At 41.5% G+C, this 19221-nt stretch carries 15 protein-coding genes and 1 riboswitch; of the genes, 9 read left to right on the forward strand and 6 right to left on the reverse strand.

What is annotated here, in order from left to right:
• The first annotated feature begins 85 nt into the window (after positions 1-85).
• Positions 86-967, forward strand: a complete 882-nt coding sequence (locus E0409_RS05260) for a metal-dependent hydrolase (RefSeq protein ID WP_131288559.1) — start codon at positions 86-88, stop codon at positions 965-967.
• A gap of 69 nt (positions 968-1036) precedes the next feature.
• On the opposite strand, the gene E0409_RS05265 is transcribed toward E0409_RS05260, so the two are convergent.
• From E0409_RS05265 to E0409_RS05280, 4 genes are all read right to left on the reverse strand, one after another.
• Positions 1037-2029: a DUF2804 domain-containing protein gene (locus E0409_RS05265; RefSeq protein WP_131288561.1), complete on the reverse strand. Its 993-nt coding sequence runs from the start codon at positions 2027-2029 to the stop codon at positions 1037-1039.
• Between the two features lie 171 nt (positions 2030-2200).
• Positions 2201-2719 carry a DUF1543 domain-containing protein gene (locus tag E0409_RS05270; RefSeq protein WP_131288563.1) on the reverse strand — a complete coding sequence of 173 codons (519 nt, stop codon included), beginning with the start codon at positions 2717-2719 and terminating at the stop codon, positions 2201-2203.
• Positions 2720-3221: 502 nt separating this feature from the next.
• Positions 3222-4451 carry a tryptophan synthase subunit beta gene (trpB, locus tag E0409_RS05275; RefSeq protein ID WP_131288565.1) on the reverse strand — a complete coding sequence of 410 codons (1230 nt, stop codon included), beginning with the start codon at positions 4449-4451 and terminating at the stop codon, positions 3222-3224.
• Positions 4435-5076, reverse strand: coding sequence for a phosphoribosylanthranilate isomerase (locus E0409_RS05280; RefSeq protein WP_131288567.1), 642 nt, complete (start codon positions 5074-5076; stop codon positions 4435-4437). The genes trpB and E0409_RS05280 overlap by 17 nt, the downstream gene beginning before the upstream one ends.
• A 156-nt stretch (positions 5077-5232) precedes the next feature.
• A riboswitch (cobalamin riboswitch) is annotated at positions 5233-5442 on the forward strand.
• A 36-nt stretch (positions 5443-5478) separates the two neighbouring features.
• Between E0409_RS05280 and E0409_RS05285 the strand changes: the two genes are divergently transcribed.
• From E0409_RS05285 to E0409_RS05305, 5 genes are all read left to right on the forward strand, one after another.
• Positions 5479-7317, forward strand: coding sequence for a TonB-dependent receptor plug domain-containing protein (locus E0409_RS05285; RefSeq protein ID WP_252151772.1), 1839 nt, complete (start codon positions 5479-5481; stop codon positions 7315-7317).
• Positions 7318-7411: 94 nt separating this feature from the next.
• On the forward strand, positions 7412-7990 hold the full coding sequence (locus E0409_RS05290) for a cob(I)yrinic acid a,c-diamide adenosyltransferase (RefSeq protein WP_131288571.1): 579 nt from the start codon (positions 7412-7414) through the stop codon (positions 7988-7990).
• Between the two features lie 262 nt (positions 7991-8252).
• Complete coding sequence (locus E0409_RS05295) at positions 8253-8966, forward strand: glycerophosphodiester phosphodiesterase (RefSeq protein ID WP_131288573.1); 714 nt, start codon at positions 8253-8255, stop codon at positions 8964-8966.
• A gap of 289 nt (positions 8967-9255) precedes the next feature.
• Complete coding sequence (locus tag E0409_RS05300) at positions 9256-10422, forward strand: acyl-CoA desaturase (protein ID WP_131288575.1); 1167 nt, start codon at positions 9256-9258, stop codon at positions 10420-10422.
• Between the two features lie 102 nt (positions 10423-10524).
• On the forward strand, positions 10525-11970 hold the full coding sequence (locus tag E0409_RS05305; RefSeq protein ID WP_131288577.1) for a protein adenylyltransferase SelO: 1446 nt from the start codon (positions 10525-10527) through the stop codon (positions 11968-11970).
• A gap of 62 nt (positions 11971-12032) precedes the next feature.
• Here the strand turns inward: E0409_RS05305 and E0409_RS05310 are convergent, their stop codons facing one another.
• Together E0409_RS05310 and baeS are read right to left on the reverse strand one after the other, a co-directional pair.
• Entirely contained in the window at positions 12033-12719 is a 687-nt protein-coding gene (locus E0409_RS05310; RefSeq protein WP_131288580.1) for a response regulator, read from the reverse strand.
• A 13-nt stretch (positions 12720-12732) separates the two neighbouring features.
• Complete coding sequence (gene baeS / locus E0409_RS05315) at positions 12733-14394, reverse strand: sensor histidine kinase efflux regulator BaeS (protein WP_131288582.1); 1662 nt, start codon at positions 14392-14394, stop codon at positions 12733-12735.
• A 138-nt stretch (positions 14395-14532) separates the two neighbouring features.
• Between baeS and E0409_RS05320 the strand changes: the two genes are divergently transcribed.
• From E0409_RS05320 to E0409_RS05330, 3 genes are all read left to right on the forward strand, one after another.
• On the forward strand, positions 14533-15159 hold the full coding sequence (locus tag E0409_RS05320; protein ID WP_131288584.1) for a hypothetical protein: 627 nt from the start codon (positions 14533-14535) through the stop codon (positions 15157-15159).
• A 296-nt stretch (positions 15160-15455) separates the two neighbouring features.
• On the forward strand, positions 15456-17258 hold the full coding sequence (locus tag E0409_RS05325; RefSeq protein WP_131288586.1) for an acyl-CoA dehydrogenase C-terminal domain-containing protein: 1803 nt from the start codon (positions 15456-15458) through the stop codon (positions 17256-17258).
• A gap of 172 nt (positions 17259-17430) precedes the next feature.
• Positions 17431-19212, forward strand: a complete 1782-nt coding sequence (locus E0409_RS05330; protein WP_131288588.1) for an acyl-CoA dehydrogenase C-terminal domain-containing protein — start codon at positions 17431-17433, stop codon at positions 19210-19212.
• Positions 19213-19221 lie beyond the last annotated feature (9 nt).

Genomic DNA, 19221 nt, shown 5'->3' on the forward strand with positions numbered 1-19221 from the left:
GTATAAAAAATGGCAAGTACTGTCAAAACAAAACTGAAAAAGTCCGACATACTGCAATGATCCAAGGCGATTGAAGTAAAATAAAATGAATGCTATTGCCCAATATCAAGTCCAACCTGTGGTTCGCAGTAACCTTGATTTTAAACTGAATGAAGTGCCTCGTTTTTGGTTTGGTGGTGATCCGTTTATTACCCGCATGTTTGATGCACTCAGCCTGACCTTTCCGGATGGTGAACGCTACTTTATTCAGTCGGTACGTTTATTCCGCGACCAGATTACCGATCCAGACTTAAAACGGCGTGTGGCTGATTTTATTCGTCAGGAAGCGCAGCACGGTATAGCGCATGACAAAATGAATCAGGTTATGAAACAGCAAGGCATGCCGGTGGATCAATTTATTCAGCGTTTAAATAAAATTTTCAAATTCGAACTGGAAAAGCGTTCCCCTCAATACAATATTGCCATGACGGCTGCGGCTGAACACTTGACTGCCCTGATGGCAGAAACCTTTTATACGAATAAAGACACCTTGCGAGATGGACATCCTTATGTCCGCGCGCTATTTGCCTGGCATGCAATTGAAGAAATGGAACATCGTGATGTGGCGTTTGACGTGATGAAACAGGTTGGAAATGTGCCTGAGTCTACGCGAAAATTTACATTGCTATGGACGACATTGCTCATCTTTGGCTTTACCATTTATCGTGCCAATGTGATGTTAAAGTATGATGGCTTTACCCCACTGCAACGTCTGCAAATGAACATTCGCGGTTTACCGTGGTTCTTTGGACGTAAAGGCACGTTAACCAAAATGAGCAAGCAATATCTCGACTGGTTTAACAAAGACTTTCATCCTAGCCAACACCCTGTGATTGCCCAATATGATGTCTGGGTAAAAACCCTGAAAGAAACAGGTAATCCCATCCAAGCTGGAGAAGCTTTTTGGCAGGCGGCTAAAGACTCATAATATTTATTGTATTTATCACTTACCTAGTCGATATAAATACGGACTAGGTTTTTACTATTTTGTAATGTATTACCACTTGGCATAATGCTGTTCTAACAAGCCATATTCATTTAACAAGATAATTTCCTGATCGCCTTGCTGAATGGTTCCACTAATTTTGGCTTGCCATTGACTGAACTGACTGCCGACCAGTCTTAAATTCAGGTTTTCATAGCGTCGCCAACCCGTCTTCACATCTAAATTTAACTTTTCATCCAGTGAACGGATGGTCCAATGATCTTCCCCCTGATGCTGAAATAGAATATCGCTTAACGGATACAAAACCCCATTAATCCACAAGCAGTTTTCATTGCCAAAACTTTCATTCACACCTGAAGCCAAATTCAATCCGATACGATTATTTTGCGTATCCCAAAAATTACACGACAACCAAAACCAAGCTGTTTCAGGACGTAAAAAACCACAAGTATCATCTAATGAGGCAAAAGTTTTTTCATGAAACTTTATGGTTGCACCCTGCTTATTAACAAAGAAACCTTCACAGCCCAAAGTCGTGAGCTTTTGGGTGTAGGTCCAACCATTAATCCCCGTCGGGCTACACATACTCAGTGGATCTGTACCTGCACAGAAAATACGAGCACTCAGCTTAATTTCACCATGTTTAGTCACATGGATATAGCGCACGCCATTAGCATGTTGAATATCAATTTGAAAAGGTGACTTGGAGAAAAAACTTTGGTTATAAAGCGGTTGCTCATCAACAACGGTATGCCGTGACAAAAAGTTAATTGCATTCCATTCTAAAACTTCAGAACGTTGATGATTATAGATATAAAAAAAACCATGCCCTGCCCATGCAATATCAGCAATAGCCAGACCAATGGTGTAATGTTCATGTTGAATGCAGCAAAATTTAAATTTTTTATATTTTAATCGCTTACGCCAACCTGTTAAAACCTCCCCATAAGGAGTCTTATATTGGTATTTATTTAAATCGATGGTCTTTGGGAGAGTACTAAAACGTCCATAATGCGGTTGTCCATTTGATTGAATCAAATCCATTTATCAAATTCCATCTAGCCAAGAGATCATAAATTCTTAACCTTATTATGCCCATATAAATAGAACTTGAAAGTATCAAAAGCATCTTTTATCTAAAATATACAAAAATGTATAATATTTAAGAAAGCTTAATATCCAATAAATATAATTTATTAATCAAATAGATATGAATTAGCGCTCAGATAACATTAAATAGGTATTTTCCCAGCGGTTACCGCTGAACTCACCTTCCACCAATTGCACATAACGACCATGGACTTGATCGATCGCAATACAATCATCTACATCTAACACACGGTCGGTATGCTGTTTTTGCCAATGTTGGGCAAAGTAAGCTTTCCCACGTTGTTTTGCCGCCATGGCATTTTGTGCCACCACTAAAATGTAACGATGCAATTCACCAAACTCACGGGCATCATAACCACCCAGATTAATTAAAAACAGCTTTTGTTCGGATGAATTCGGCTGTGCGTTACTAAAGTGAATTTGATATTTTTGACCCTCAAATTCCACGCCATTCATTTGTGCCCAAGCATCGATGTGCAAGCCTTTTTGCTCGCCAAACCATGCATTTTTAAGTTGTGGATAAACATCTTCAAGAGAATCACCGACTGCCAATACAACATCATGAACTTCTGTATTGGCACGTGCATGACGACCACCGAGCATGACGATAAATAAGCTGGGCATGGTTCTCTCCAAAATTAAATAAAAATGAATATGACGGAGTCTTACCATTTGTACTTCTTATTTAAGGAGCTCGTCATGTTACTTTGGTTTTGCCCAAAGTAACCAAAGGCATTGTCATTCGCAAAACTCGGCCAATACCTTGGTGCAAATCACTATATCGCAAAAACTTTACATTTCAAATATTAGGCTGCCTCAAACAGTTGCGAATGACTTTTCGTGTCTCAAATACTAATGACTCAATCTATGTGATACGCGAAGGCGACGGGGATGTCGCCCGTTGAGCAGCATTACATGAATGTAATGTCTGCTCAACAAAATGGTTTTGTTACTTTTGCCGAAACAAAAGTAAAAAATATATGTCCTTGAATTCTTCATACACCTCTAAAAGAGGGAAAAGTTTTTATGAATGTATAAAAAAATCGTGCTGAATTGCTTCAGCACGATTTTATTCTTTATAAAATCCACCCAACCTTCCTTTAAAAAAGGAGGGCTTCAAGGCAAATTACATCTCAACCATTTCCACGCCATCAATACGCGCAACAGTCATTAAATCTTTATCGCCACGACCTGAAACAGTCGCAATAATAATTTGATCTTTAGACATCGTTGGTGCAAGTTTAGTCACGTAAGCCATCGCATGTGAACTTTCCAGCGCAGGAATAATCCCTTCAATCTGGGTTAAATCACGGAAACCTTGAAGCGCTTCCTGATCATTGATCGGCACATATTCAACACGGTGCATATCTTTCAAGAAACTGTGTTCAGGACCAACACCCGGATAATCCAGACCGGCAGAAATCGAATGGGTCTCGATAATCTGGCCTTGAGCATCAGACATCAGATAAGTGCGGTTACCATGCAACACACCGACATGACCTGCGTTTAGCGGAGCAGAGTGCTTACCGGTTTCAATCCCCAAACCTGCTGCTTCCACACCATACATTTTCACGTCCTGATCGTTCAGGAATGGATAGAATAAACCGATCGCATTCGAGCCACCACCCACACAAGCTACTAATGCATCCGGCAAACGACCTGCCTGTTCCAGAATCTGACGGCGTGCTTCACGACCAATTACAGACTGGAAGTCACGAACCAGCATAGGATACGGGTGAGGACCAGCCACTGTACCGATAATATAGTAAGTACTGTCTACATTCGTTACCCAGTCACGCATTGCTTCATTTAATGCATCTTTCAGGGTTTTAGAGCCGCTTTCTACCGGCACCACTTTGGCACCAAGCAAACGCATACGATATACGTTCATAGCCTGACGTTTCACGTCTTCGGCACCCATATACACGACACATTCCAGACCTAAACGCGCTGCGATCGTTGCTGTTGCCACGCCGTGCTGACCTGCACCGGTCTCCGCAATAATACGTTTTTTACCGGAAAGTTTTGCCAGCAGTGCCTGACCAATGGTGTTGTTGATTTTATGTGAGCCGGTATGGTTCAAGTCTTCACGTTTTAAGTAAATTTGCGCACCACCCAACTCTTTTGACCATCGCTCAGCATAATATAAAGGACTAGGACGACCTACATAGTAGGCCAGATCACGGTCGAATTCTGCCAGAAACTGTTCGTCATTTTTCATACGGAGATACAGCTTTTCTAGGTCTTCTAGAGCTGCCATCAGGGTTTCTGACACAAAACGTCCGCCATGGATACCGAAATGCCCTTTTGCATCAGGGAATTGGGTATAGTCAATCACATTATTTTGCTGATCCACGTAGGACTCCTTGCATAAAGCGTTCGATGAGTTGTTGGTCTTTTATACCTTTTGCGGACTCGACACCGCCGCTCACATCCACAGCATAGGCTTGTGTGGTGAGAATTGCCTGCTCGATATTGTCAGGGTTTAAGCCCCCTGCCAAGATGAGCGGAATATTTAATTTTGGAAAAGTGGTCCAGTCAAAGCTATGCCCGGTGCCCCCTTTTAAATCTGGATGCCAGGCATCTAACAGCACAGCACTTGCCCCTGCATCCTGATAACTTTGAATTTCGGCTTGAATATCTAAACCCGGTTTCACCTGGATGGCTTTGTACCAGCGGCAGCCGACCTGTTTGGAAATCTGCTGACACTGCTCAGGACTTTCATCACCATGAAATTGCAGCATATCCAGAGGCACATCTTTTAAAATGTGTTGAATGTCATCCGCAGATGCATTGACAAATAACCCCACTGTTTGCACATAGGCAGGTACATGCTGGATCAATTCTTTCACTTGTTCTTTGGTCACACTACGTGGACTAGGTGGAAAAAATACAAAACCAATCGCATCTGCTCCTGCATTCACAACTGAATGTATATCTTCTATTCGTGTGATTCCGCAAATTTTGGCACGGGTTCGCATACAATTCGCTCTAATTTTTTAACCTTAACTTTGCCAATTTATAGTCATGCTATAAATATGAGGGCGAATCATTGTAATGCAATTTCTTTAGCTTGCGTAAAGTTCATCCGAATAATTCTTGTCTGACGTTGTTTATCAGCCATACAATCTTTATACTGCGCCCATCTTGCAACAAGTCAAAGCCTTAAAGCTTTAGGGAAGTTGGTGCAAATCCAACACTGCCCCCGCAACGGTAAAAAATGAAACGTCAATCAATTTAAACCTCTGGTTTACGCCACTGCATGAAAATGTGGGAAGGTGGATTGGCAGCATGGTGCCTGCCCTGCACATTTAAGTCCGGATACCTGCTTGTTGTGTTCTTTAACTCAATCATTCACGGGGAGTGAATGTATGGAGCACATTATGTCTATTCAATTTCAGCCTGCTGCCTTAGCGGGTGCAATCGCTATTGCCTTGGGTTTTTCTGCTACTACTCAAGCAGATGATCAAACCGCAGCAAAAGCTTCTTTAGATACTCTTGTGGTTACTGCATCACGTAGTGAACAACATATCAAAAATGTGCCTGCTCAAATCACAGTAATTGATCAGAAGACTATTGCATCAAATCCGATTCTAAACATCTCTGAATTAATTCAGCGTGATCCTTCTGTCTATATCAAACAAAGTGGTGGTTTTGGACAAGTTTCTGAAATCAGACTTCGTGGAACTAATGCTGTCCATACTTTAGTTCTTAAAGATGGTGCACGGTTAAACAGTCAAAATAATTATGGCCCTTTGTACCCTTCTTTTTTGGACACTACAGATGTCCAACAAGTTGAAATTTTAAAAGGCCCAGCTTCTGTTCAGTATGGCAGTGACGCTATTGGCGGTGTTGTTCAACTTCTTTCTAAAAAACCTGAGCAATCCGGTGCGGAGCTAACTGGTATTTATGGAGAGAACAAAACTTATAAATCGATTGCTAAAGCTAATTTAGTCGCCAATAACGGATTTTATACACAAATCAGTGGACAGCGATTAGAAACTGATGGGACTCGTATTTATGAAGGTCGACCGAGTACTGAACGTGGAGCATTTGACCAAAAAGGCTACAATGCAAAAGTTGGTTATTCACAAGATAACCTAGTCGATGCTTCTATATCAATTAGTGAAAATAAAGGAATAAGTATTTTCAGCTATGATTACGAAACAACAGCATCACCGCGTGAATTTGAAAATCGCATCATCAATACCAAACTAAGTTATCACCTTTTACCTAATTTAGTTATAGGTTCCCATCTAGCAAATGTTAAAGACAAACAGAACGTGATTGATTATGGTGATCACTACGATACTGAAAATAATGAAGCAGATTTAAACCTCAAGTGGAATTTTACTGAGCATCAAAATATTTTAGTCGGCGCAACTTATAATGATGCGAACTACAAAACCAACAGCATCCTAGAAAATGATCAGAGCGTAGAAAGCAAAGGTTATTATGCACAGCACCAATTTACGAATAATCTTCTTGATACTCAAGTTGGAGTACGTTTAGAAGATAATAAACGTTTTGGTACACACACTGTTGGACAAGGTGCTATCCGCTATCATTTTTTACCTAGTGCTAGTATCTATGCAAATATTGGTACAGCATTCCGTGCTCCAAGCCTAAATGAACTGTACACAAAATGGGGGGGGAATTCTGATTTAGCTCCAGAGAAGAGTACATCTTATGAGCTTGGTTTGGATTATAATCTAACAGAAAATTTGAGCACTCAAATTTCTGCTTATCATACTAAGATTAAAGACCTAATCAGTTATGGTGAATCGAAAAATGAAAATATCACGGTTGCTAAAATAAATGGTGGGGAAGCAAGTATTAAGTGGGCTCAAGGTGATTTTTTTGTATCTACGGCTTATGCTTACGCAAAAACCGAGAATAAAGAGAATGGTAAAGAGCTTGCTTATCGTCCTAAAGAAACGCTGACCCTTACTGCAGGTCTTGAAAAAGACAAATATGGAATAAGTACTTCTCTTATTGCCCGCTCAAAGTCATATATAAACAATAGCAATTCAGAACAAATTTCAGGTTATGCAACTGTGGACTTAAATGCTTATTGGAATATTAATCCTCAAGTAAAATTGTTCACAAACATTCAAAACATAGGCGATGTTGAGTATAGAACCGAATGGCATAGCAGTAATAAAGATTGGTATATCAACGGTGGCCGCCTTGCTTCTGCGGGTGTGACCTTCAAATACTAAGTCTGCCGACTTTTAGTAAATACTTTTTAGGATAATGTCATGCCTATGGCATTATCCTTTTTATATTCAGATATCAAAATTTTAAGGAATTCAAATGGGCCACCGTTTAAGTAAAATTTATACCCGCACAGGCGACTCTGGTACAACTGGACTAGGCGACGGTTCACGTGTAGCCAAAGATGACTTGCGTATTGCCGCTTTAGGTGATGTCGATGAACTCAACTCTTGTATCGGTATTTTACGTTCACAAATTGCAGTGAGTAGCATTGAAGACAAAGCCCCTTGGGATAAATCTTTAAGCCTAATTCAACATTGGCTCTTTGACCTGGGTGGTGAAGTTTGCATTCCCAACTACAACATGGTTTTACCGGTTTCAGTTGAATTTCTGGAAAATGAAATTGACCGGATGAATGAAGTTTTGCCAATGCTGAAAGACTTCATTTTACCGGCCGGAACTTTAGCTTGCAGTTATGCACATCAAGCACGTTCAGTATGCCGCCGTGCTGAGCGCAGCCTGATGACGGTACATACTCGCGATCAAAATATTCAGGCAACTTCATTGCAACTTTTAAACCGTCTTTCTGACTGGTTATTTGTTGCATCGCGTACATTGCAACGTGCTGAAGGCGGATCTGAAGTACTCTGGCAAAAAAATATTAATGAGACGATCTAAACTCAATGCGAATGATTTACTAATTTTTGATTAAGGTCATGGTCTTTGCTTCATGATAAGTACCATTCACAACCTGACTGAAATTTGATACATAAAGTTTCTGAGAAACAGTGAATAAATTGCTACTGTTAAACAAGTTTTGTGAATGGTAAAGTTTTTGCTCACTTTTTTTAAAAAAGTGAAACAATGAGCTCCTCACATTGGATGAATAAACGGTAAGACACCGTTATGAAAATATAAAATTTCCATAAAAGGATCAAGGATGCGAATCATCGGACATCGTGGTGCACGTGGTGAAGCCCCTGAAAACACACTCGGTGGCTTTCAATACATTCATGACCTGGGCATCCGTGCAGTCGAATTTGATGTGCGCCAACTGAAAGATGACGAACTCATCATCATGCACGATGACAATTTCTTAAGAACCACCGGCACAGATCAACAACTTTATGAATTAAACAGTCACCAGCTTGAAGCTTATAATCAGGCGCATATCTGGATGGAATGGAAAAACTTTGAAGTTACCCCTACCCTGCAACAATCCCTTAAAATAATGCAGGACTTTGAGCATATTGAAGTTGAAGTCAAAGCTGTTGCAACCATGGCGGAAGCTGAAAAACTAGTTTTAGAATTACAAAAACAATTACACGGATTTGAACAAACTGCCGTGATCACCAGTTTCGATTTAAAAATCCATCAGGCCTTAAAACAGCAATACTCGATCTTTAAACGCGGCTTATTGATTGAAGATGACATCAAACATAAAGCCATTGAACAGGCGTTAGAACTCGGATGTTGCCAGATTGGCTGGATGAATCAATTGGCAACCGATGAAATCATTCAAGCCACCCAACAAGCCCATTTAAAAATCAGTGTCTGGACGGTGAATGATATTGAACGCGCCAAACATCTGCAAAGTTTGGGGATAGACGGATTGATTACCGATTTCCCTAAAATGATGCTCGAACAACTTTAAAAAAAAAATTTCGCCCCCATTTCTGTGACTAAATCAGCTATTTATTCACTCAAAAATGATCTACATCGTTGCTGTTGCCGGAAGCTGCCTAAGCCTTCGATAAAATCAATCACGTCCACCCGGTATTCTGTTACTGTTTAGTACAATACATCTGTAGAATAATGCTAGTGCAGCTTTATTTGCTCATGCTAATATTGAGGAAGTCTTAATCCTTATAAACCGTATTGAATTAAGAATTCATTTATACCTTACCTTTACCTTTTAAAAGGTTCTAGGAGTGCTGTTGGAGATGAATGCTCCCCTACCCAAAGCCCCAATTAACTGGATTGCAGTATTCGCGTTGGTTTTTTTACCGATTGTGGCTGTAATCGCTATCCCTTTATATGCTTATCATCATGATTTTAGCTTAGGCGCATGGATCAGCTTATTTGTACTACTCGGTGTGAGTAGTTTAGGGATTACTGCGGGTTATCACCGCTTATGGGCACATCGTGCTTATGAAGCAACATTGCCATTAAAAATTATTTTAATGCTTATGGGTACTTTTGCCGTTCAAAATAGTATTTTGTTCTGGGCTTCAGGTCACCGTACCCATCACCGTCATGTTGATGATGTCGAACAAGACCCATATTCAATTAATAATGGCTTTTGGTATGCGCATATGGGATGGATGCTTCGCAACTATCCGGCAGCAGAAGCAAACTATAAAAATGCACCCGATTTGTTAAACGACAAAGTGGTGATGTTCCAAGACAAATATTACATTCCCTTGGTGATTGCCGTACATGCAGTCATTCTGACTACTGTCGGTTGGGCAGTTGGCGATATGTGGGGCGTAGTGTTATTAGGCGGTTTAGTCCGTCTGATCTTGAGCCATCATGTGACCTTCTTCATTAACTCGCTTTGTCACATGTGGGGCAAACGTCCTTATACCGACGAAAACACTGCACGTGACAATTTCATTTTAGCGATTGCAACTTGGGGTGAGGGTTATCACAACTATCACCACATTTTCCAATACGATTACCGTAATGGGGTGAAATGGTGGCAGTACGATCCTACCAAATGGCTGATCTGGTCATGTTCAAAAGTAGGTTTGGCTAAAAATTTACGTCGTATTCCAAGCTTTAATATTAAAAAAGCTGAATTGGCAATGCGCTTTAAATATGCTGAACAGGATTTGGCGGTTTATGGTCATAATGTCAATGAAGATATGGCGGCAGCTAAACTTCGTATTGCTCAGGAATATGAAGCATTTACCCAAACTTTAAATGATTGGGCCACGCTGAAAGAACAAGAAATTCAAGCGAAAAAAGCTTCTGTTGCTGAAAAAATCCACCAAATGGACAGCAAACTTAAAGTGGATTTCCAACTGGTTGAACAGCGTCTTGCGCATCATCGCAATAGCTTGAAAATTTTAATGCGTAGCATTAAAAAAAATCCAGTTTCTGAATAAAAACTGATTCTATTGATAAAGCCCCATTATTGGGGCTTTATTCATTTTGGCCGTTCAAATTTGTTATAGTGAGCGCATCTCCTCCCATTTTTAGATTGTCCTATGCAATTTAATCCTCGTTATCCTTCGCTCAATCCCAAGCTTTATCATCATCAAATGCCAGTTCCCTTAAAAGGCGCCAAAGCGGGGCATTTTAATGAAGCACTGGCCAATGAGTTACAGTGGTCAGAACAAGACAAAGCCGAATGGGTTGAAATCTGTAGTGGACAAAAAACCTTTGCCCAATTTGAACCCTTGGCGATGGTCTATGCCGGACATCAGTTTGGACAATGGGCAGGTCAACTCGGTGATGGTCGTGGCTTACTGATCGCACAAATTCTGAATCAAAATAATCAAACCATCGACCTGCATTTAAAAGGCGCCGGTTCTACTCCCTACTCTCGTATGGGTGATGGTCGTGCGGTATTACGTTCCGTGATTCGTGAATACTTGGCCGGTCATGCCTTGAATGCTTTGGGTATTGCATCCAGTAATGCGGTTGGATTCACCTCTTCCACCCAAGGGATACAGCGGGAAAAAATGGAACCGGGCGCAATGATGTTGCGTACTTCAGACTGCCACATTCGCTTGGGTCATTTTGAATGGATCAATCAATATCAGCCTGAATTACTTCCTGAATTTACCCAGAAGTGTATTGAATGGCATTATCCCGAATGTATGGATGCTGAACAGCCCGTTTTGGCTTTTGCGACCAAAGTCATCCAGCGCACTGCGGTGATGATTGCCAAATGGCAGCTGGTGGGTTTTGCCCATGGGGTGATGAATACCGATAACCTGAATATCACCGGTTCAACCCTCGACTTCGGTCCTTATGGTTTTATGGAGCGCTTCCGTCCGAATTGGATCAATAACCACTCGGATTATCAAGGTCGTTATACCTATCAGCAGCAGCCAAGTATTGGGCACTGGAATTTGTGGCAATGGTTAAACAATCTGGTTCCACTCTGCCCTACAGATTATGACAAAGAACAATGGAAACAGGATTTAGCTGCATGTCTGGAGCACTATGAGCCAACATTCTTGGAACATTATAAACATGGTTTAAACCAGAAAATGGGCTTGCCAAGTTTCCATAAAGACAGTTTTGACTGCGCAATGGCCTTTCTGCGAATTTTGCAAAGCGAGCAACTGGATTACACCCAGAGTTTTATTCGACTTCAGAACAAACAGTTTAAAGTGATTAAAGATGACTGTCTGGACCAACGCCAGTTTGAAAGTTTCTTGACTCAATATGAAAATATTCGAGTAAACCAAGAAATGGATGAACTTGATGCTGAAATGACCAAAGCCAATCCACAGTATATTTTACGTAACCACATGGCACAGAAAGCGATTGAACTGGCGGAACAGGATGATTTTTCTGAAGTGAATCGTTTATTTGAATTGCTCAGTCAACCTTATACCAAGCAAACAGATTTAGAACAAGCTGAAGATTTAGAGCCATTACCAAGTGATGTACCTGAAGTGATGGTGAGTTGTTCTTCTTAAACTTTTAGCTCTGCAATAAAAAAACTCCCCATTGGGAGTTTTTTTGATTAAGAATATAAAGCTTAATCCTCAGGATATTCAAAACGGTAACCCACGCCATAAACCGCCTGAATCCACTCATGACGGTTGCCAGTTTCAGCAGCATCGGAAATCTTACGGCGCAGGTTTTTAATATGGCTGTCAATCACGCGGTCTGCCACCTCAAAACTGTCTGGATTAATATGGTCGAGTAATTGCGCACGTGAATAGACTTGACCGACATGTTCTAGAAATAACTCTAATAAACGGAATTCAGTCGGAGTCAGGTTCAAGGTTTTTTGTTGATACCAAATGCGTTGTTGTGCTTTATCCATACGGAATAAGCTGTTTTGTTCTGGCTCTGCATGACGGTCTAAGCGACGTAACACCGCTTGTACACGAGCCACCAGTTCTTTCGGGCTAAAAGGTTTACAAATGTAATCATCTGCACCCATGTTTAAACCCAGAACACGGTCAATTTCTTCAGTACGCGCAGTCACCATAATAATCGGCAAATCAGACTGTTCACGCACTTTACGGCAAATGGTTAAACCATCCATACGCGGCATCATCAAGTCCAAAATCATCAAACTTGGTTTACGCTGAATAAAGCTGTCATAGGCTTCTTGCCCATCATGAAACATACTGACTTCAAAACCAGCCGCTTCCAGATAGTCTCGCACCAGCTGTGCAAGTTCAACTTCATCTTCAACCAGCATGACATGTTTCATGAATCTCATCCTTTTATTTGTTTAACTGTTTTGGAAAAGTCAGTTTGCAGCGCAAACCACCGAGTGGCGAATGATCAAAACTTAATTGTCCACCCAATGCCTGCGCAATTTTACCAGATAAGGCCAAACCTAAACCTGTACCACCGGTACTGCGTGTTCGTGAATCATCAACACGGTAGAAACGCTCGCCTAAACGTGCCAATTGTTCATCACTCAATCCGAGTGGACTATCATCGACAATCACACTCCAATGCGTCGCCGATTGCTCGGTATGAATGCAAACTTCACCACCCGCTTCAGTATAGCGAATACTGTTGCCGAGTAAGTTGACCATAATTTGTTTAAAACGATCTATATCTAATTGTAAATTCGCACCTTTGCCTTGCACTGAAATTGATAGATCCGCTTGGGCAAACTTGGGTTTGAAGTTTTCAACTTCCTGTAATACCACATCCCAAGGATTTACCTCAGCCATATAGCAGGTTAGCTGCTGTGCTTCAGCTTGGGCTAAATCTGCCAAATCCTGAGTCAGTTTTTTCAAGCTGGTGACTTGACGAAGCATCGATTCAAAATGTTCCGGCGTCGGTTTACGAATGCCATCCTGCATTGCTTCAATTTGCGCTTGCAGTACTGCCAGTGGTGTTTTTAATTCATGTGAAGTATCTGCTACCCACTGACGACGTGATTGTTCATGTTGATCTAAAATCACTGCCAATTGATTAATTTCATTTGATAAATCACCTAACTCATCGTTACGGTTAATTTTCACCTGATGCTGATAATGTCCTTTGGTCAATTCCCGTGTCGCATTGAGTAAGCGTTGAATCGGCTTCTTGAAATAGGTTGCCAACAATAAAGCGGCAATTAAACTACTCAGGAAAGTTAATCCATACACCAGTAATAAATAGCGTTTTTGATTACTAAAGAAATTGATACTTAAGGCATCATCCTGATCCAGCACCGGCTTTAAACCTAAATAGCCGACAATTTTATCAGTCACCATAATCGGGCGATACGAAACTGGAATGTCGGATGGCTCACCAACCACAAACTGTTTGTTGGCATCATACAGTGAAAGTCGTGAACTTAAGCCCAAACGGTCAGGCATGGAAATAAACTGCTTCTTCTTGCCTTGATTTTGAGTTGAATCTGTTTGTGCATTATCCGCTTTTTTATCCGTACGAAATATATTTTGATTGGCACTTAAAGGGAATTTAAGTCCTTCAAAAGGCTGATATTCAGAAGGTAAGTTCTGTTCCATCAAGCGAAGTTCTTCTGCATCCAAGACCGGTTTTCTTTGTTCTGCCGGGTTCAAACTGGGGGAGACACTGAGTAAGCTATTTTCCTGAAAATACCGCTGCTGCAAGGCAATGTCATATTGACGACGTAACCACCAGCGTGACAAGCGGTCATAATCATCGGGAGCTGCAGTACCTTCAATTTGCAGGATTTGAGCCTGAATGGCATTCCCCCAATCATGATAAACCGTATACACCCCTGCCAAATTGCTGATGACATGATCCAGCTTCTGCATTTCAACATCTGCCACATATCTGGCGAAGTTCTTTTGCATGGTCCAATGCAATACACCCAGACTGACAGTCGTAATCACTAAAGTCGTGAGTAATACGGTCAAAAACAGACGTAAGGCGATCGGAACACGGCGAATATTCAAAAGTAAAATCTCAATATTTTCTTCTCAATTTATTATTGTAACCAACACTGTCTGAAAAAACTCTTCATTGTTTCTTCATCATTATTGTTTAATCTTAACTCAATAAATTGATACTATTTTTCATCGGAGATAAAAACAATGAATTCCATGACAAAAATGGCTTTAGTCGGTGCCAGCGTACTCAGTATGGGCGCTTTGAGCGCCTGCCAATCGACCAACACAGTTCAAGACAAAGACAGCCACCACCCGCGCATGATGCACGATCGTCATCAAAAGTATGAGCGTAACATGACACCCGAACAGCGTGAGCAGTTCCAGCAAGCCCGTGCCGAACGCCAGCAAATGATGAAAAGCATTCAAACAGCCTGTGATGGTAAAACAGTCAGTTCTGCCGTACAAATTAAGGCGGGTGAAAAGACCATTAATGGGACTTGCGTGATGCAATTTAATCCTGATCGTGCAGAGATGAAGAAAATGCGACGTGAACATCGTGCTATGCAGGGCGAAATGAAAGGCATGCCTATGATGATGCAGCACGATGAACTCCTGACTGATGCCAAACGTGCAGAATTGACCCAACAATTTGATCAGCGCTTGGCTCAACACCAAGCGCATCAGCAAGCCATGTTAAAAGCTTGCCAAGGTCAGCCTAATGGCAACGCTGTTCAAGTCAAAATGGGAACACATACCATCAATGGTAAATGTGAAGTTCGCTTCCAGCCTAAAGTCCCTATGGCTCCTGTAGCAGTAAAACCTGCATCGTAAAAATTTAACCAAAGTTAAAAAGGCGCAACTCTGCGCCTTTTTTATTGCTGATTAAAAAATTGGCGATTTGACTATTTATGTCACTAAATAAATCATAAAAGCATTTACACTCAATATACTTAGCAATTTCAAGCTAGAAATCTTTGACTTTACAGTCACCAAGAAAACGCATGCAAACGCTTGTACCAAGTAGGAAGATGTTGCACGATTAAGCCATAGAAATACGTGTTATAGAAGGCACGTTTCAATGTTTATTAGGATTATAAGCTGGTTAAACCAGTATTGAGGAAAACGATATGCCACAATACAAAGCGCCCTTACGTGAGATGCAATTCGTTCTACATGAACTACTAAATGCTGAACAACATTATGCAAAACTCCCTGCATTTCAAGAAACCGTAAGCCGTGAGTTGGTTGATCAATATTTAGAAGCTGCTGCTGACTTCTGTGAAAATGAACTTTCTCCTCTTAACCAAGTGGGCGACCGTGAAGGTTGTACTTGGAACAACGGTGTTGTAACAACGCCTACCGGCTTTAAAGAAGCATACAAAAAATATATAGAACTTGGCTTCCCATCGTTATCTGCTGATGAACAATATGGCGGTCAAGCTTTACCAAATTCTTTAGGTATTACCATTTCTGAAATGGTCGGTACGGCAAACTGGTCTTGGGGTATGTACCCTGGTCTTTCTCATGGTGCGGTACGTACTTTGGAACACCATGGTTCTCAAGAACAAAAAGACACTTACCTGCCTAAACTTGTTTCAGGTGAATGGACAGGCACCATGTGCTTGACTGAATCTCATGCAGGTTCTGATTTGGGTATCATCCGTACCAAAGCTGAACCGAATGCTGATGGCAGCTTTGCAATTTCTGGCGAGAAAATCTTTATCTCTGCTGGTGAACACGACATGGCGGATAACATCGTCCATATCGTTCTTGCTCGCCTTCCGGGTGCACCTAAAGGCACTAAAGGTATATCGTTGTTCATCGTACCTAAATTCAATGTAAATGCAGACGGTTCACTGGGTGAACGTAATGCAGTACGTTGTGGTTCAATCGAACACAAAATGGGGATCCATGGTAACGCAACTTGCGTGATCAACTTCGATAAAGCTCAAGGCTTCTTGATTGGTCCTGAAAACCGTGGTCTAAACTGCATGTTCACATTCATGAACACTGCACGTATTGGTACTGCTGTACAAGGTCTTGCCGCTTCTGAAGCGTCTTTCCAAGGTGCACTTGCCTATGCCAAAGATCGTTTAGCGATGCGTTCACTTTCAGGTGTTAAAGCGCCAGAAAAAGAAGCAGATCCGATTATTGTTCACCCTGCTGTGCGTAACATGCTTTTAACTCAAAAAGCATATGCAGAAAGTGGTCGTGCGCTGGTTTACCTGTTGGCTCAATATGCTGACGTGGTTGAACACGGTACAACTGAAGAAGAACGCAAATCTGCGGACAACATGTTGTCTCTTCTTACTCCGATCGCAAAAGCATTCTTGACTGAAACAGGTTCTGAATCTGCGAAACACGGTGTTCAAGTGTTCGGTGGTCATGGCTTTATTTCTGAACATGGCATGGAACAGATTGTTCGTGATACACGTATTGCGTGTCTTTACGAAGGTACCACTGAAATTCAGGCACTTGACTTGTTAGGTCGTAAAGTTTTGGGTACTCAAGGTGCAATGTTGAAAGACTTCACCAAGATCATCCACAAATTTGTTGAAGCAAACAAAGATAATGCTGCAATGAAAGAATTCGTTGAACCACTTGCTGCGCTTAATAAAGAGTGGGGTGATTTAACCATGCAGATTGGTATGCGTGCGATGCAAAACCCGGATGAAGTCGGTGCAGCTGCGGTTGACTACCTGTACTTCTCTGGTTATATCACCCTTGCTTACCTATGGGCTCGTATGGCGCTTCTCGCTCAAGAAACGCTTGCTGCAGGTACGACTGAAGTTGACTTCTACAACGCCAAAGTAACCACAGCACGTTTCTACTTCAAGAAAATCCTTCCACGCGTACGTTCACACGTAGACGTGATTGCAGGTGGTGTAGAACCATTACTTGCTTTAGATGCTGAACACTTCGCATTTTAATTTTCATAAAGTTTTAACTTGATGAACAGGAGAAGGACGGTCATTGATTTGACAGTCCTTTTTCTTTATAAAAGATGCAAAAATTAATCTTTAGTCGTCTAACAACACTATTCTTCATCGCTTAGACTCAACTAAAACTGAACTGACTCAAACAATAAACAGGTAACACCTTATGCCAATTTATAATGCACCGCTTGCAGATATGAAATTCATCCTGAATGATGTTTTTAATGCAGAGCAATTCTGGCAAGCCAATGAAAATCTTGCCCATGTGGATGCTGCAACGGCTGAAGCTATTCTTGAAGAAATGGCGAAATTTGCACAAAACGTCACTTTACCGATTAACCGTACCGGTGATGAAGAAGGCGCTAAAATTGAAAATGGCAAGGTGACCACACCAGCAGGCTTTAAAGAAGCATTCAAACAATACGCTGAAGGTGGCTGGATTGGCTTAGGTGCCGACGAAGAATGGGGCGGTCAAGGCATGCCAAAAATGCTGACTGTACTTGCAGATGAAATGCTGTTCGCAACCAATCCATCCTTCCTACTCTACCCGCTTCTTTCTGTGGGTGCAGGTATGGCGCTCAACAGTTATGCATCTCAAGAGCAAAAAGAAACATATCTTCCTAAAATTTATTCTGGCGAATGGTCAGGTACCATGTGCTTAACTGAACCGCATGCAGGTACAGACTTAGGCATTATTAAAACCAAAGCTGAACGTAACGAAGATGGTACTTATAACATCACTGGTACTAAAATCTTTATTACTGGCGGTGACCATGACTTAGCGGAAAACATCATTCACTTAGTCCTTGCGAAAACACCGGATGCACCTGCAGGTTCACGCGGTATTTCATTGTTCATCGTGCCTAAATTCATGGTCAATGAAGATGGTTCACTTGGTGAACGCAATGCGGCAGGTCCGGGTTCAATTGAACACAAGATGGGGATTAAAGCCTCTGCAACTTGTGTAATGAACTTTGACGGTGCCAAAGGTTACCTTGTTGGTAAAGAAAATGAAGGCCTTGCAGCAATGTTCGTGATGATGAACTACGAACGCCTGTCAATGGGTATTCAAGGTCTAGGTGCCTCTGAATTTGCCTACCAAAATGCAGCGCAATATGCGACTGACCGCATTCAAGGTCGTAGTGCTTCTGGTATTCAATCTCCAGCCAAAGCAGCAGACAGCATTCTGGTACATGGTGATGTACGTCGCATGTTGTTAAATGCCCGTGCAAACAATGAAGCATCGCGTGCTTTCGCAGTTTACGTGGGTCAACAACTGGATATCACCAAGTTCTCTACCAATGCGGAAGCAGTGGAAGCTGCCAATAACCGTGTTGCATTACTCACGCCAATTGCAAAAGCGTATTTAACCGATACTGCTTTTGATGCAGTGATTGATGCGCAAATGGTGTTTGGTGGGCATGGTTTTATTCGTGAATGGGGTATGGAACAATGCGTACGTGACTTACGTATTGCACAAATTTACGAAGGCACCAACGGCGTTCAGTCTCAAGATTTAATTGGTCGTAAAACCATTAAATGTAAAGGTGAATTCATTGCCGAATATATCCAGGAGATTCGTGACTTCGCTAACAGCTTAGATGCTGACCTGAACTTCATTAAAGATGCCACCTTAGATGCAGCAACTGAAGTTGAATCAGTGACGCAATACGTGATTGAAGCTGCACGTGAGAATGTTGAATTCTCGAACTCTGCTGCGGTAGATTATCTACACGCTGTAGGACTTTTAAGCTTCTCCTACATGTTCGCAAAAATTGCCAATGCGGCGAAAGCAAAAGATGGCGAGTTCTATCAAAACAAGGTGGCGCTTGCTCAATACTTCGTGCAACGTATTTTGCCTGAGCTTGCACTCCGCATTACCAAAGTAAAAGCAGGTCCAGAAGTAATTATGAACTTCAGTGAAGATTACTTTACCAACCAATCTTAATTTAAATCA

The organism is Acinetobacter sp. ANC 4862 (genome assembly GCF_004336635.1).
Lineage (GTDB): Bacteria > Pseudomonadota > Gammaproteobacteria > Pseudomonadales > Moraxellaceae > Acinetobacter.

What these genes read in the sequence shown, in the direction of transcription:
- E0409_RS05260 (WP_131288559.1), top strand. Translation starts at nt 86, where the DNA reads ATGAATGCTATTGCCCAATATCAAGTCCAACCTGTGGTTCGCAGTAAC.
- E0409_RS05265 (WP_131288561.1), bottom strand. Translation starts at nt 2,029, where the DNA reads ATGGATTTGATTCAATCAAATGGACAACCGCATTATGGACGTTTTAGT.
- E0409_RS05270 (WP_131288563.1), bottom strand. Translation starts at nt 2,719, where the DNA reads ATGCCCAGCTTATTTATCGTCATGCTCGGTGGTCGTCATGCACGTGCC.
- E0409_RS05280 (WP_131288567.1), bottom strand. Translation starts at nt 5,076, where the DNA reads ATGCGAACCCGTGCCAAAATTTGCGGAATCACACGAATAGAAGATATA.
- E0409_RS05285 (WP_252151772.1), top strand. Translation starts at nt 5,479, where the DNA reads ATGTCTATTCAATTTCAGCCTGCTGCCTTAGCGGGTGCAATCGCTATT.
- E0409_RS05290 (WP_131288571.1), top strand. Translation starts at nt 7,412, where the DNA reads ATGGGCCACCGTTTAAGTAAAATTTATACCCGCACAGGCGACTCTGGT.
- E0409_RS05295 (WP_131288573.1), top strand. Translation starts at nt 8,253, where the DNA reads ATGCGAATCATCGGACATCGTGGTGCACGTGGTGAAGCCCCTGAAAAC.
- E0409_RS05300 (WP_131288575.1), top strand. Translation starts at nt 9,256, where the DNA reads ATGAATGCTCCCCTACCCAAAGCCCCAATTAACTGGATTGCAGTATTC.
- E0409_RS05305 (WP_131288577.1), top strand. Translation starts at nt 10,525, where the DNA reads ATGCAATTTAATCCTCGTTATCCTTCGCTCAATCCCAAGCTTTATCAT.
- E0409_RS05310 (WP_131288580.1), bottom strand. Translation starts at nt 12,719, where the DNA reads ATGAAACATGTCATGCTGGTTGAAGATGAAGTTGAACTTGCACAGCTG.
- E0409_RS05320 (WP_131288584.1), top strand. Translation starts at nt 14,533, where the DNA reads ATGAATTCCATGACAAAAATGGCTTTAGTCGGTGCCAGCGTACTCAGT.
- E0409_RS05325 (WP_131288586.1), top strand. Translation starts at nt 15,456, where the DNA reads ATGCCACAATACAAAGCGCCCTTACGTGAGATGCAATTCGTTCTACAT.
- E0409_RS05330 (WP_131288588.1), top strand. Translation starts at nt 17,431, where the DNA reads ATGCCAATTTATAATGCACCGCTTGCAGATATGAAATTCATCCTGAAT.